Consider the following 15022-nt stretch of genomic DNA (forward strand, 5'->3'; position numbering starts at 1 on the left):
ATTATGAGTACTAGAGAATTGACTTGCATAGGCTGTCCAGTAGGTTGCGCTCTTACAGTAGAGCTTTCTGGCAATGAAGTTATAAGTGTATCCGGCAATACCTGTAAAATCGGTGAAAACTATGGTAAGAAGGAATGTACAAATCCAACAAGAGTTGTTACCTCATCTGTTTTAGTAACAAACGGAAAAAGTGCGATACTTCCTGTAAAGACTGAGAAGGATATTCCAAAGAATTTGATTTATGACTGTGTAGGAGCATTAAAAAATGTTGTAGTAAAAGCTCCCATCCATATAGGTGATGTGGTACTGAAAAATGTACTTAACACTGGAATAAATATTATAGCAACTAAAGATATCGAAGAGGCATAGTGCCACCCACGTGGCAAGTGGCATATTAATTATTGGTAAATTCGCGGTATTAACTAATTTAATACCGTGTTTCTATAAGCTTCAAGTAAACGTTTTCTAATAAAATCAAGAAGGAGTGTAAAAATTTATGGCTAAATATGTAATGGCACTAGACCAAGGGACAACAAGTTCAAGATGCATTTTGTTTAACAAAGAAGGACTAATTGCAAGTGTAGCACAAAAGGAATTTACACAGATATTTCCGAGTGCAGGTTGGGTTGAGCATGATCCTATGGAAATTTGGGCTACTCAATTAGGTGTAGCACAAGAAGCTATGGCTAAAATCAATGTGTCGGCAGAAGATATCGCATCTATTGGTATCACAAACCAAAGAGAAACTACAGTTGTTTGGAATAAACACACTGGCGTTCCTGTATACAATGCAATAGTTTGGCAGTGCAGAAGAACAGCTGGTATTTGTGATGAATTAAAAGCTACTGGTTTTGATAAAGTGGTAAGAGACAAAACTGGACTTATACTTGACGCTTATTTTTCTGGAACAAAAGTAAAATGGATACTTGATAATGTAGCTGGTGCTAGAGACGAAGCTGAAAAAGGAAATTTAATATTTGGTACTATAGATACTTGGTTAATTTGGAAATTAACTAGAGGAGAGGTTCATGTAACAGATTATACAAATGCTTCTAGAACGATGCTATATAACATTCATGAACTTACATGGGACGATGAACTACTTAGCACTTTAAATATACCTAAATCAATGCTTGCAGAGGTAAAACCATCAAGTTGTGTTTATGGATATACTGATAATTCAATATTTGGTTCTCCTATAGCAATAGCAGGAGCCGCAGGAGATCAACAAGCAGCCTTATTTGGACAAACCTGTTATCAAGCAGGAACAGCTAAAAACACTTATGGTACTGGTTGTTTCTTATTAATGAACACTGGTGAAAAAGCAGTTGATTCTCACAACGGTTTGCTTACAACTATAGCCTATGGTATTAATGGCAAAGTTAACTACGCTCTTGAAGGAAGTGTATTTGTTGCAGGAGCAACTATTCAATGGTTAAGAGATGAACTTCGAATGATTAAGTCTGCACCTGAATCAGAAGAATATGCTACTGCTGTTGAAGATACTGATGGTGTATATATGGTACCAGCCTTTGTTGGACTTGGTGCACCTTATTGGGATCCATATGCAAGAGGAACAATAGTTGGTTTAACTCGTGGAACTAAGAAAGAACACTTTATAAGAGCCGCTCTTGAATCCTTAGCTTATCAAACAAATGATGTATTAAAAGCTATGCAAGAAGATTCAGGTATTACACTTAAGGCTTTAAAAGTTGATGGTGGTGCCTGTGCTAATAATTTCTTAATGCAGTTCCAATCAGATATATTAGATGTCCAAGTTGACAGACCAGAAGTTATTGAAACAACAGCATTAGGCGCTGCCTATTTAGCAGGACTTGCAGTTGGATATTGGAAAGATCAAGAAGAGATTGCAAAAAATTGGGCACTTTCTAAATCCTTTGAATCAAAAATGGGAGAAGAAAAAAGAACAGAACTTTTAAAAGGTTGGCATAAAGCTGTTGGAAGATCAAGGGATTGGGAAGAAAAATAAAGAAAGTGTAAATATCAGAACTAAAATGCAGTATATATTTTAGTTCTGAATTAAATAAATTATATAGGGGGTATAATACTATGTTAATATATTTAGCAGAGTTTTTTGGAACAATGTTACTTATTCTTCTTGGTGATGGCGTAGTTGCAAATGTAGTTCTCAATAAGACAAAAGGAAATAACTCTGGATGGATAGTTATTTGTTTTGGTTGGGCATTTGCAGTGGGTATTCCAGCTTACATATTTACAGTAAGCGGAGCATCTTTTAATCCTGCTCTTACTTTAGCCCTAGCTGTAATTGGTAATTTATCCTGGTCAGTGGTACCTGGTTATATCATAGCTGAGATGCTTGGAGCTATAGTCGGCGGAGTTCTTGTTTGGATAATGTATTACCCTCATTGGGCAGTTACAGATGACAAAGCAGGAAAACTTGCTGTATTCTGTACAGCACCAGCAATTAGACATACACCATCAAACTTTATATCAGAATTTATTGGCACATTTGTATTAGTATTTACATTACTTGGAGTTGCTCAAACAAAATCAGCTCCTGGATTTGGTCCACTTATTGCTGCATTTATTATTTTAGTAATAGGTTTATCTCTAGGCGGCACAACTGGATATGCTATTAATCCTGCCAGAGATTTAGGACCAAGAATAGCTCATGCTATATTACCAATAGCTGGTAAAGGCGATTCTGATTGGGGATATGCTTGGATACCAGTAGTAGCTCCGATTTGCGGTGGCATCCTAGGTGCTCTATCAGTAGTTGCTCTATTTGGTTAAATTCAGACTATAAATTTTATTGTAATAAGAAAAATATCATTTAACAAAAGCTGAAGTCTCCATCAGATTGGAGGCTTCAGCTTTAATATTTGCAAATACTTTTTTCATAATAATCTCCTACCAATCTTTTTAAATTTTAAAACCCCAAGGTTGGCTTTCATAACCAACTTTAACTTTTCCTGAAACATCATGATTATACACATAGATATGAATCGTTTAAATTAATTAATCATTCATTACACCTTACTCTTTCAATTACAGTTTCCTCGTGAAGTTTTCTCTCTACAATATAAGTTATAATATACTGAATTACTATAAAACCTGTTGATACTGCAAGTATGGGTATAATAGGTAGGCTGTACGCAATATGTTCATTTCCATCTTTATTAGCCAAGTAAAATAAATACCCTAGTGATACTCCTCCAGCAATAGATATTATTAAACTTATAATAGAATAATACATACCTTCAATTTGAAGCATAGCTCGCAACTGAGTGTTTGTAAGCCCCACCGCTTGCATCATTCCCAATTCTTTTTTTCTAGACATTATACTTGTAACCATCGTATTAAATAAATTAATAACCCCAATTAAGCCAATAATACCAACTAAGCTCATGCCAACAGTTTTCATTCCTAGCATTTCCTTTTCAAGTTTTTCTTTAAACTCTTTTTTAGATAAAAAAGATATTCGCTCCTTTTTAGATGAAAGTTTTTTTATAGCTTTTTCCACAATTTCATATTTGCCTTTATTAATATTTATTGATATTCTTGCTATGCGCTTATCAGTCATGTTTTTATCAAAAGTTGCTTCATGGACTATAAGATTTGGTCCCCTAGACCTAATGGATAATTCTTCGGGAAATTCTCTAAATGACCCACCTATTATAAACTCTTTTTCAATATTTGAATCTGATGCTTTATTGTGAACCACAACTTTTACTTTATCTCCAACTTTCAAATTATTATATTTGTAATTAGTATCCTCTAAATTCTTTTTTACTAATACTATGTTTTTATTTTTCATATCGCTTATTGATAATTTACCATCAACCATATAGTTCTTGCATTTCTGAAGTAAATTTTCATCATATCCATATAAATTGCACAATTCTCCATCTAAATATTTTGGTGAATTATACTTAAAAATACTAACCTTTTCCACTCCATCTATCTTTTTAATATCATTTAACATTTTTTTATCTATTGGGTCATTTCCAGCATCGCCGTAATTGCCTAAAACATTATTACTAGTAAGTTCAACATCCCCTGATACATAAGAATCTGCCAGTTTATCTAAATTAACCATACTATTCATACTTGAAAATAATATAACTAAAACTCCTGTTAGTGCAATAGATATCATTGTGACTATTGTTCTCTTTTTGTTTCTCCAAAGATTTAAATATGCTAATTTTTTCAAGCTTATTATTTCTTCTCCCTTTCGTTTCTTTTTCTTCGAACTAATTTTTACTCCACTATATCTTATAGCTTCTATAGGAGATATTTTAGAAGCTATTTTACTTGGTTTTCTTAGTGAAATTATAATTGTAATTAAGCTAATAAATGCTGCTATTAATATAATAAAAATGGAGGTTTCAACTTTTATAGATGAATCTGAAATAACAATTAACTGTCCAGCACTAAAGCTTAAAATATGTCCAAGTATAATACCTAATGGAATTCCTAAGCTTGATAGCATTAACCCCTCTTTAAACACTAATTTTCTAATTTGTTTTTTAGTTGCGCCCAGGGCTGCTACAAGTCCAAATTCTCTTATTTTAGTTCTTATATGAATAACAAAAATATTATATATAACCAGCACCGTGGCAGCTATTACTACAATACCTATAATTGCTGAAACCATAATATTATCAGGCTCAACTCCCAGGGCTTGCAAATAACCCTCATTTACAATTATATTTTCATTATCAATACCCAAATCCTTTGTTACTTCGTATATTGTATCTTTAATATTAAACCCCGTTACACTAAAATCTGCCTGTAAATCAATGTCCTCAGCCTTTACATGCTTAAGTATATATTCCTTTGCTACAAGAGCTACAGCATTGCTCCTAATTTTATCTTCCTCCCTATCATTTAAAATTCCACAGAGTATAAATTCTCCTTTTCCTTCATATTGTGATTTTAGCCGTTTATTACTACTGCTATAGTTAATATTTATTTTTTCTCCTAGGCTACCTTTTAACCCCATTTTTTCTAGCATCCATTTAGGTACTGCTATTTCATTTTCTTTTTTAGGGAAAGTACCTTCTATAATTTTAGTATTATTATTTTTAGCATAAATTTCATCTCTATAGGATAAGCTTAATGAATTGGGTGCAAAGCTAACATCCTGATAAGTTCCTAGCGGAATGCTCTCTCCTACTTCTTTAACCTTTTTATGGTTTTTTAAAATATCCAAATCTTTATTCGAAGGATTATTAAACCAAGCATGACTATATCCTACTTGTTTTACCACTTTTTCTACATTCATTTCATGCATACTGTAGGTTAATATGCTTATTGCAGTAATAAGACAGGTGGATAAAATTATAGAAATCATAGCTAACAGGTTTTTTCTTTTATTCATTTTCAGATTCTGTTTTGAAAGATTTGATAAACTATTCATTTACAAATCCCCCTTTTATCCTGCCATCCTCAATTCTAATAATTCTATCTGCCATTTGTGCTATTTTATCATCATGAGTTATCATAATTAGTGTTTGATTATACTTTTTAACAGACATTTTTAATAAGTTTATTACTTCCTGTCCTGTTTTAGAATCTAAATTTCCAGTTGGTTCATCTGCAAGTATAATTGCTGGTTTTGTAGCAAGTGCTCTTGCGATTGCCACCCTTTGCTGCTGGCCTCCTGATAATGCATTGGGAAGATTGTCTTTTTTATCATATATATTAATAGTTTCCATTAACTCTTTTATATACTCTTTATCTACAGCTTTATTATCAAGCCCTATTGGAAATGTTATATTTTCCCAAACATTTAAAACTGGAATTAAGTTGAAGGCTTGAAATACAAATCCAATCTTTCTTCTTCTAAACACAGCAAGTTCATCATCAGTCATAGAATAAATATCCGTTTCATCAATAATAACCTTGCCCACCGTAGGCATATCCAGTCCACCAATTAAATGTAGCAGAGTACTTTTTCCTGAACCTGAGGTTCCAACTATAGCTACAAACTCACCCTCTTTAATGGATATACTAACATCATCCAGTGCCTTTACTAAATTTTCTTCTTTACCATAATACTTTTTTAAATTGACTGTTCTTAAAATTTCCATACTTGTTAGCCCCCTATGTTTTGAAGTTGAAAATAGATAATTGAAAGTTAAATTTCATTCACCTTAACCGTCAACTATAAATTGTCCTCTGTCATCTATTTAAAGGATAGCATTGTTTTCTTTCAATACGCTTTCATATTGGCTAACACTTTTGTAAGAAAAGGTTAAATACAGTACCTTCTCCTTGCCTTGAAATTAACATTATACTTCCACCTTGAATTTCAAGTATCTTTCTTGTTAAATATAACCCTATGCCACTACCTTCTTTTAGTTGAACGCCTTTTGCTTTTCCCCTGTAAAATCTTTTATAAACATCATTCATTTCATTTTCCGATATACCAATTCCGTTATCTTCAATATCTATTCTAATAAATGCTTCCATTTCAATCATATCTACAGATATCTTTCCGCCTTTATTTGTATACTTCACTGCATTTTCTAAAACATTAAATACTGCTTCCTTTGTCCAATTTGTATCGTGATTTATAAGTATGTTTTTGAAATTTTTAATAATTATTTCAATATTTTTTTCCTCAGCTTTAAAATAGACTTCAGAAGCAGCTTTTAATATAGTATTTTTTATATCTTCTCTCTGCATTTTAATATTTATCATACCTATTTCTAATCTTGATAATTTAACGAGTGAACCCACTAACCATTCCAATCTATTAATATCACTTTCACTTCTAGTTAAAAACTCTATTCTCTCGCTACTACTTATTTCATCCTCTAATAAAATTTGGTTGAAAAGCTTAATAGCTGCCACGGGTGTTTTTAATTGATGAGATATATCTGTTACTAAGGATTTTATATTTTCTTTTTCTATCTCAAGAGTAGTTATATTACTTTCAAGTTTTTTACTCATTTGCCTAAATTGAAAATTAAGCCTAGATAAAACGCCCTGGTCATAATCCTTCATGTTGAAAGAATAATTTCCCTTCATAATTTCATCTACTGCTAAAGAAAAGCTCTCTATCTTTTGAAGAAAATATTTTATTATGTACCATAAAAAAGTAACTACAACCATAGCAATTACTAGTATTATTATCATGTCATAACTTATTATATTAAAAAAATATTCCTTTTCTACCTTATCATCAAATATCTTTGAATCATTATGGTATCCATATTTTTCAAGTACTTCTTGTCCACTTTTATTGTATTTATCATCACTTTTATTAATAACAGCCTTTACAATTTCAACTTCATTTTCTGGATGCATACTAGTAAGCCTGCCAACCAAAGTTTGATTTATCTGAAACTGTCTATTATAAAGTTTATTTATAAAATAATATTGGGAACCTAAAAATATTGTACCCATTATAAATATACTTATTAATACTACTACTGTAAGCTTTTTAAATAAGGGTTCTTTTTTTATATCTACAGACATTTTTTGCACTCACCTACCCACATATAGCCTATGCCTCTTACTGACTTTATATATGTTGTATTTGAGGTATCATCACCAATTTTTTCTCTAAGCCTTCTTATATTTACAGCTATAGTATTGGGGTCTATAAAATCCCCATCAATATCCCAAAGTTCAGTTAGAAGCTGCTCCTTTGTTAAAATTTGATTAGGATTCATAATTAAATATTTAAATAATTTCAGTTGTGTTTTACTTAAAAATATTTCCTCTTGATTTTTTAAAATTTTCATATCCTTAAGATAAAAAACTATGTCCTGACAAACAATCTTTTCCTCTCCATTTTTTCCACAATTTCTTCTAATAAGAGCATTTATCTTAGACAAAAGCACCATAAAACTAAAAGGCTTTGTAATGTAGTCATCAGCTCCCATGTCTAACCCTGTAACTATGTCCACTTCCTCATCGCAAGCAGTTAAAAATATTACTATAGCATTACTTTTTTTTCTGATTTCGCTACAAAAATCAAATCCGTTTCCATCTGGAAGCCCTACATCAAGTATAATAAAATCAATATTTTCCACATTGAAAATTTCTCTTGCCTCTCTAATGCAACTAGCATTAAAGACCTTCATTCCTTCTCTGTTTAGCTTAAAACTAATACCTCTATTCAATGATTCATCATCTTCAACTAATAAGACGTTTACCACTTTCTTCACCATCCCTATTTATTTTTTATTAAATTAAATTTATTAAAATAAATATTGTATTACCACAATTATAAAATTCCTAAAAACATTAAACTCCTCTATCCTTATAATTATAGGCTATTAAAAATTTCTTGTGTAGATAATTTTTACTAAAACAAGATTTTATATAAAAAGCAATATTAACACATTGCTCTCTTATGGGTACCAAATGAGCCCACTTGATAATTTAATAACATAGTGATAATATTATTATGGAATTAATGGTCTTAAGAAATTAATTGAAGAAAATAAGTTAATTGCACTATTAAAATTAATGACAGCTCTATAACTTCAGTTATAAAGATATAATATGAGTATTTTTTTTATTGAATACACTCTCAATGATAGGCAGTAAATATACTTTACTCTTTGTTTAAATTTCAGAATCTGATATTTATATCACAATATCATAAAAATAGGAGAGACGATAAATATGAAAACTTTCGATAATGATATACAGCTTATAAAATACGAAGTAATACGAGAAGTAGTTAAACTTTCTCTTAAAGGAACTCTAAAAAAAGAAGGTAAAAATCTATTTAAGGTTCTTATTCCAGGGCCTAAAGCAAGAACCCGCTGTTGCATTCATAAGGAAAGAGCAATTATTGGCGAAAGAATAAAACTTGTAATGGGTGGAGATAAAAAAAATAAAAATGTGGTTGAAGTAATAAATATTGCTTGTGACGAATGCCCCATACAACGATTTACTGTTACTGAAGCTTGTAGAGGTTGTCTAACCCACAAATGTGTTCAAGTATGCCCAGTGGGTGCAATTCACTCTATAAATAGGCGTTCTTACATTGACACCAACAAATGTATTGAATGTGGTAAATGCAAAGATGTTTGTCCATACAATGCAATCTCTGATGTTAAAAGACCTTGTCTTAGAGCTTGTAATGCAGGTGCTTTAAGCATTGACGAAGATAAAAAAGCAGTAATAGATAATGAAAAATGTATACAATGCGGTTCTTGTGTTTATCAATGCCCTTTTGGTGCAATTATGGATAAATCCTCAGTAGTAGAGATTACTAATTTATTACTAGAATCAAAAGAAGATAAAAATAAACATGTATATGCTATAGTTGCACCTGCAATTTCTAGCCAATTTACTTATGCTAAAATTGGTCAAGTAGTTTCAGGAATAAAGAAAATGGGTTTTCAAGATGTAATAGAAGTAGCCCTTGGTGCAGATATGGTAGCACAAAATGAAACAAGCGAATTTTTAGAAAATATTGAAGAGCTGAAAACTATGACAAGCTCTTGTTGCCCAGCTTTTGTGTCTTACATTAAGAAACATTATCCTGAACTCGGTAAATATGTTTCAAATACAGTTTCACCCATGATAGCAATTTCTAAACTAATTAAAAATACAGACCCACTAGCTAAAGTTGTATTTATAGGACCTTGTACGGCTAAAAAAATGGAAATAAAACAGGCAGATATAAAAGGCATTACTGATTATGCAATGACTTTTGAAGAACTTCAGGCAATGCTTGACGCTTTTGACATAAATCTTCTAGAATGCGAGGAACTTCCCTTAAATAATGCTTCCTTTTATGGAAGAATTTTTGCTAAATCAGGTGGTCTTACAGAAGCTGTAAAACATTTAGTAGAAGCTGAAAATACTTCACTTGAGTTTACACCTATAAGTTGTGATGGCCTTATTGAATGCGATAAAGCACTAAAATTATTGAAATTCAACAGATTAAACGGTAATTTCATAGAAGGAATGGCTTGTAGTGGTGGCTGTATAGGTGGACCAGCTTCCCTTAATCATGGTCCAAAAGATAAAAAAGAAGTAGATAAATATGGACAGTTAGCCTTAGAAAAAGATGTCATTGATTCATTAAGAGTAATGAAATTAGATGAAATTGATTTGCATCGTGGCAAAGACTTTATGTCTAAATAATAATTTGTTTTTTAAAACAAAATGCTACCATAATCAAGAAATATTCTTTATAAAAGAGCATCAACTAAAAATAGTTGATGCTCTTTTATGCATTATTTAATTAATTGTCTTTAAATAGCTAGCTTCCATAATGATATAATTTCAGATTCTATTTTATATGAAAAACAATAGCTTCATATGGTCTTAAAGTTAGTTTTTCAATATTATTTTCCGTATCTTTATAATTTGATATTAAAATAGTGGATTTGCCCTTAAATTTTAAACCTTCTGGCAATATAAAATTAACTTCTTTCCCATAAAAATTATTTATAACTAAAAGTGTTTCATTCTTCATTGAACGAACATAAGCAAAAATCTGAGTATCCTCTTCTAATATAATCTTAAAATCACCATAGGCAATTATATCATATTTTTTTCTAAGTTCTATAAGCTTCTTGTAGTGATAAAAAATAGAATCTTCATCTTTCAATGCATTCTCAGCATTTATTTTCTTATAGTTACTGCTTATTGATATAAGCGGTGTACCTGTAGTAAAACCAGCATTCGCCTTATCATTCCATTGAACTGGGGTACGGGAATTATCTCTTGATTTTGATTGCAAAATTTTAATTATTTCTTTATTATCCATACCTTTATCTTTTAAAGTATTATAACAATTAATTGATTCTACATCTTTATATAACTCAATTTTATCAAAATATGGATTTGTCATACCAAACTCTTCGCCTTGATAAATATAAGGTGTTCCTCTTAACATATGTAGTGTTGTTGCCAACATTTTTGCAGATTTACTATGGTATTTTTTATCATCTCCAAAACGAGATACAATACGGGGCTGATCATGGTTGCACCAAAATAGTGCATTCCAACCATTACTTTCCTCCATGCCCACCTGCCAGTCATTAAGAATTTGTTTTAACCCTAGAAAATCAAAATCCATCAAACTCCACTTATCACCATTTTTATAATCCACTTTAAGATGATGAAAATTGAACACCATAGACAATTCACTTTCCTTTGGATTTGAATATTTACTACAATTTTCTATAGTTGTTGAAGACATTTCTCCCACTGTAATAATATCTTCACATTTCCCAAAGCTTTCCTTATTAAGTTCTTTTAAATATTCATGAATTTTAGGACCATCTGTATAAAAACGGCGACCATCGCCTGTATAATCATCTTCATATTTTTCAGGTTTTGAAATTAAATTAATTACATCAAAGCGAAAGCCCTTTACTCCTTTTTCCATCCAAAAATTAACCACTTGAAATACTTCTTGTTTTAATTCCTGGTTTTCCCAATTAAGATCTGCTTGTGTTTTGTCAAATAAATGCAAATAGTATTCATTGAATTCTTCTGTATATTCCCAAGCAGAACCTCCAAACTTAGAAATCCAATTAGTTGGCTGTTTCCCATCCACAGCTTGTTTAAATATATAGTAATTTTTATATTTTTCATCGCCCTTTATTGCCTTTTGAAACCATTTATGCTTTGTAGAAGTATGGTTAAATACCATATCTAGCATAACATCTATTCCTAATTTTTTAGCTTCTATAACCATTTCATCAAAATCTTCCATAGTTCCAAAACTACTATCAATACTGCAATAATCCGCTACATCATAACCATTGTCCTTTTGAGGTGAATTATAAAATGGTGTTAACCATATATAGTCTACTCCCAATTCTTTTAGATAATTTAATTTTTCAGTAACACCTTTTAAATCACCAATTCCATCTCCATTTGAATCCTTAAAGGATCTAGGATAAATTTGATAAACCACACTTTTTTTAAAATCTTTCATAAACTCTTATACTCCTTTAAATGAATGCATATAAAAGGATTTATATTAAATTTTCCTTTTACATGCATTATAAATTTATAGTTACTTAATACTTAATCCTCAGTTGTAAACTTTGCTGCAAATTTTGTTTTAGAAAGAAGAAGAGTTAATATAAAGGGAACCACTATTGCAACCAGCATTGCCAATGAGAAAATCCACATATATTTAGGTTGAATAGATAGTATACCTGGAAGTCCGCCAACACCAATGGAGTTTGCCATAACACCTGAGGCTACTGATATTACCCCTGCAATTGCTGAGCCTACCATAGCTGCTAAAAATGGATATACGTATTTTAAATTAATACCAAACATCGCTGGTTCAGTTACTCCTAGGTAACAGGAAATAGCAGCTGGAATTGACACTTGTTCTTCTTCTGGTTTAGTTTTTTTGTTTATAAATATCATTGCTACAACTGCAGAGCCTTGAGCTATATTTGACAATGCAATCATTGGCCATAAATTCGTTCCACCAAATTCAGCCATAAGTTGCAGATCAATAGCATTTGACATATGATGTAGTCCTGTAATTACTAAGGGGGCATAAAAGAATCCAAACACTGCTGCAAACAGCCACCCAAAAGCAGAAGTTAAGCTGCTGTACACTACACCTGATATAGCTGAACCTATTGCCCAACCTATTGGTCCTAAAACAGTATGTGCTATTATTACAGTTGGCACCAATGCTAGAAAAGGTACTACTATCATAGATATATATTCTGGAACAATTTTACGCACATTCTTTTCTAAGATTGCTAAAAGAAATCCTGCAAGTATGGCTGGTATAACTTGCGCTTGGTAACCTATCATTTGAATGTGGAAAGTTCCAAAATTCCAAAATGGAATTTTATCTGCAGCAGTCTTTGCTACATCATAGGCATTTAAAAGCTGAGGAGATACTAAAGTAAGACCTAATACAATTCCTAGTATTTGAGTTGTGCCCATCTTTTTAGAAATAGACCAAGTTATTCCTACTGGTAAGTAGAAAAATATAGCTTCACCAATTAACCACAAGAAGGAATGAACCCCAGCCCAAAATGGATACAACTGAGTTATTGTTTTAGTTCCACCTTCAAGTAATTTGATATCTCCAATTACGTTACGAAAACCTAATATCAAACCTCCAACTATTAGTGCTGGAATAAGTGGTGTAAATATTTCTGCTAAATTAGCAAGCATTCGTTGAATAAAATTCATATTACCTTTTGCTGCATCCTTTGCCTTATCTTTACTAACCCCATCTACTCCTGACACTGCCACAAATTCATTATAAAAATCAGGAACTTCATTTCCTATAATAACTTGAAATTGTCCAGCCTGCGCAAATGTTCCTTTTACAGATTTAATGCTTTTGATTTTTTTAATATCTGCTTTTTTATCCTCCTTTAAAACAAATCTCATACGGGTGGCACAATGGGATACCGCTACAATGTTTTCGCTACCACCAATGTGTTCTAGCAATTGTTTTGAATCTTCTGTGAATTTACTCATTTAAATTCCCCCTATATAATTATATTTTTTATCTTTAATGCACTTCACTGCTGAAATTTCGTTAAAACTTACATAAATCCGTTTTTATTTACGCATAATAGCTTGTCTATACAAGTTCTTTATATTTTTATATTAACTCATATATACAAGTTAGTCAATAGCTTTGACTAAAAAAATGTAAACGATACAGAAATATTTAATTTATATATGAAAACATAAAAAAAATCGCCTTATCGGCGACGAGCAAAATCAGAAAACACAAAACGATCTGGGCGATGGCGTGATTCAGTATATTCAAATTGTGTTCCATCACTTAAGTATACATAATTTTTAACCACCACAACAAAATTATAAGATTTCATATCCAAATTTAATTTATCTCTTGAAGTAGCAGTTTCAACTTGAATAACTTTACTAGCAAAACCTATTTTTATATTTAAACTTTCTTCAATATATTCATAAATAGATTTTTCTCCAATTTCCACTGTTAATCCTTGTACTACATCCTTTAAAAAATAATTAATATCAAAAATTATTTTTTCATCTTCTAAACTGCGCACTCTATATAATTTATAAGCTTCTTTTCCAATAGCTAGATTGCTTTTTTTGCTTATTGCTTCATCTATAATAACTTCTTCAAATTTAGGTACCCTGGTACTAAATTTTTGCTTGCTACTTTCACTGGCTTCCTTAAAACTTACCAGGCCACCAAAAGAAAAATTAATAAAATCATTTTCTAAAACAAATACACCTTTTCCATGAAGACTATTAACAAGGCCTTCCTCTGCAAGCATCTCAAGTGCTTTTCTAACAGTTCCGCGACTTGCTCCAAACTCTTTACAAAAATCGTTTTCTGAAGGTAGCTTTTCTCCTGGTGTATAAATCCCTTTAACAATATTTTTTTTTATATTATCATATATATCTGTGTATAGTTTTTTCATTTCAATCCTCCATAAAGTTAAATCTTATAAAATTAATTATATCATAAAACCCCTCAAAATTAAGAGTGTTTTAATTATCACTAGGTTGTTTAATACTGTGTTATAATTTTAATAAACGCAATATTACACAGGAGATGATAAAACATGGATACAAACATGCTAATAAAACTACTACTACTATTAGTTCCAGCTGGTTTATTTATTTACTTTGATAAAAAATTATTAATTAGCAATAAAGTGCAAACAAAGCTTAAGATAACTAATTTTTTAGGATTATTTGCTTTTATAACAATATCTTTAGTACTTAGTGCAATAGTAGTCGGAACATTATCAATGATTTTGCGTATATCTAGTTCTTTTACCTATGGGATTCAATCCATGCTAATGGGAGTTCTTTTGGGGTTATTCTCAAATATACAGAAAATAGTTAGAAGAAAAAATAGGGCTTAGACCATTTTGTTGAAACAGCATGATTCTATTTTTGATAATTCAAATTAAAAATTGAGTATAAACAAAAAAAATACAGAAAAATTTATTTTTTATCAAGTAAACCCCTTTAGAAATATATAATTAATACGATAATATATACATAAATGTCATAAATTTAATGATGATAATAATGTAAGTAATTTAATATGTTA

The 15022-nt window shown here is 30.9% G+C and carries 12 protein-coding genes; 5 read left to right on the top strand and 7 right to left on the bottom strand.

Annotated elements, in window-relative coordinates; all coding sequences use genetic code 11:
- Positions 1-3: 3 nt before the first annotated feature.
- The 3 genes from ACREV6_RS14120 to ACREV6_RS14130 all read left to right on the top strand — a co-directional run bounded on the left by ACREV6_RS14120 (position 4) and on the right by ACREV6_RS14130 (position 2775).
- Positions 4-369: a DUF1667 domain-containing protein gene (locus ACREV6_RS14120; protein ID WP_431578677.1), complete on the top strand. Its 366-nt coding sequence runs from the start codon at positions 4-6 to the stop codon at positions 367-369.
- 127 nt (positions 370-496) lie between these two features.
- On the top strand, positions 497-1990 hold the full coding sequence (glpK, locus tag ACREV6_RS14125) for a glycerol kinase GlpK (RefSeq protein ID WP_431578678.1): 1494 nt from the start codon (positions 497-499) through the stop codon (positions 1988-1990).
- Between the two features lie 80 nt (positions 1991-2070).
- Positions 2071-2775, top strand: coding sequence for an MIP/aquaporin family protein (locus tag ACREV6_RS14130; protein WP_431578679.1), 705 nt, complete (start codon positions 2071-2073; stop codon positions 2773-2775).
- A 229-nt stretch (positions 2776-3004) separates the two neighbouring features.
- Here the strand turns inward: ACREV6_RS14130 and ACREV6_RS14135 are convergent, their stop codons facing one another.
- From ACREV6_RS14135 to ACREV6_RS14150, 4 genes are all read right to left on the bottom strand, one after another.
- Complete coding sequence (locus tag ACREV6_RS14135) at positions 3005-5404, bottom strand: ABC transporter permease (protein ID WP_431578680.1); 2400 nt, start codon at positions 5402-5404, stop codon at positions 3005-3007.
- Complete coding sequence (locus ACREV6_RS14140; protein WP_431578681.1) at positions 5397-6077, bottom strand: ABC transporter ATP-binding protein; 681 nt, start codon at positions 6075-6077, stop codon at positions 5397-5399. Before ACREV6_RS14140 ends, ACREV6_RS14135 begins: the two co-directional genes overlap by 8 nt.
- Before the next feature lie 142 nt (positions 6078-6219).
- Entirely contained in the window at positions 6220-7470 is a 1251-nt protein-coding gene (locus ACREV6_RS14145; RefSeq protein ID WP_431578682.1) for a sensor histidine kinase, read from the bottom strand.
- Entirely contained in the window at positions 7461-8156 is a 696-nt protein-coding gene (locus ACREV6_RS14150) for a response regulator transcription factor (RefSeq protein WP_431578683.1), read from the bottom strand. The genes ACREV6_RS14145 and ACREV6_RS14150 overlap by 10 nt, the downstream gene beginning before the upstream one ends.
- Positions 8157-8628: 472 nt before the next feature.
- Between ACREV6_RS14150 and ACREV6_RS14155 the strand changes: the two genes are divergently transcribed.
- Positions 8629-10104 carry a 4Fe-4S dicluster domain-containing protein gene (locus ACREV6_RS14155; RefSeq protein WP_431578684.1) on the top strand — a complete coding sequence of 492 codons (1476 nt, stop codon included), beginning with the start codon at positions 8629-8631 and terminating at the stop codon, positions 10102-10104.
- 148 nt (positions 10105-10252) lie between these two features.
- Here ACREV6_RS14155 and treC read toward each other — a convergent pair whose 3' ends face one another.
- From treC to treR, 3 genes are all read right to left on the bottom strand, one after another.
- Entirely contained in the window at positions 10253-11911 is a 1659-nt protein-coding gene (treC, locus tag ACREV6_RS14160; RefSeq protein ID WP_431578685.1) for an alpha,alpha-phosphotrehalase, read from the bottom strand.
- Positions 11912-12003: 92 nt separating this feature from the next.
- Positions 12004-13440 carry a PTS system trehalose-specific EIIBC component gene (gene treP, locus ACREV6_RS14165; RefSeq protein WP_431578686.1) on the bottom strand — a complete coding sequence of 479 codons (1437 nt, stop codon included), beginning with the start codon at positions 13438-13440 and terminating at the stop codon, positions 12004-12006.
- Between the two features lie 230 nt (positions 13441-13670).
- Positions 13671-14381, bottom strand: a complete 711-nt coding sequence (gene treR / locus ACREV6_RS14170) for a trehalose operon repressor (protein WP_431578687.1) — start codon at positions 14379-14381, stop codon at positions 13671-13673.
- A 144-nt stretch (positions 14382-14525) separates the two neighbouring features.
- Between treR and ACREV6_RS14175 the strand changes: the two genes are divergently transcribed.
- Positions 14526-14831, top strand: coding sequence for a hypothetical protein (locus ACREV6_RS14175; RefSeq protein ID WP_431578688.1), 306 nt, complete (start codon positions 14526-14528; stop codon positions 14829-14831).
- Positions 14832-15022 lie beyond the last annotated feature (191 nt).

This window comes from Clostridium sp. (assembly GCF_050717515.1).
In the GTDB taxonomy this organism is placed as follows: Bacteria; Bacillota; Clostridia; order Clostridiales; family Clostridiaceae; genus Clostridium_AD.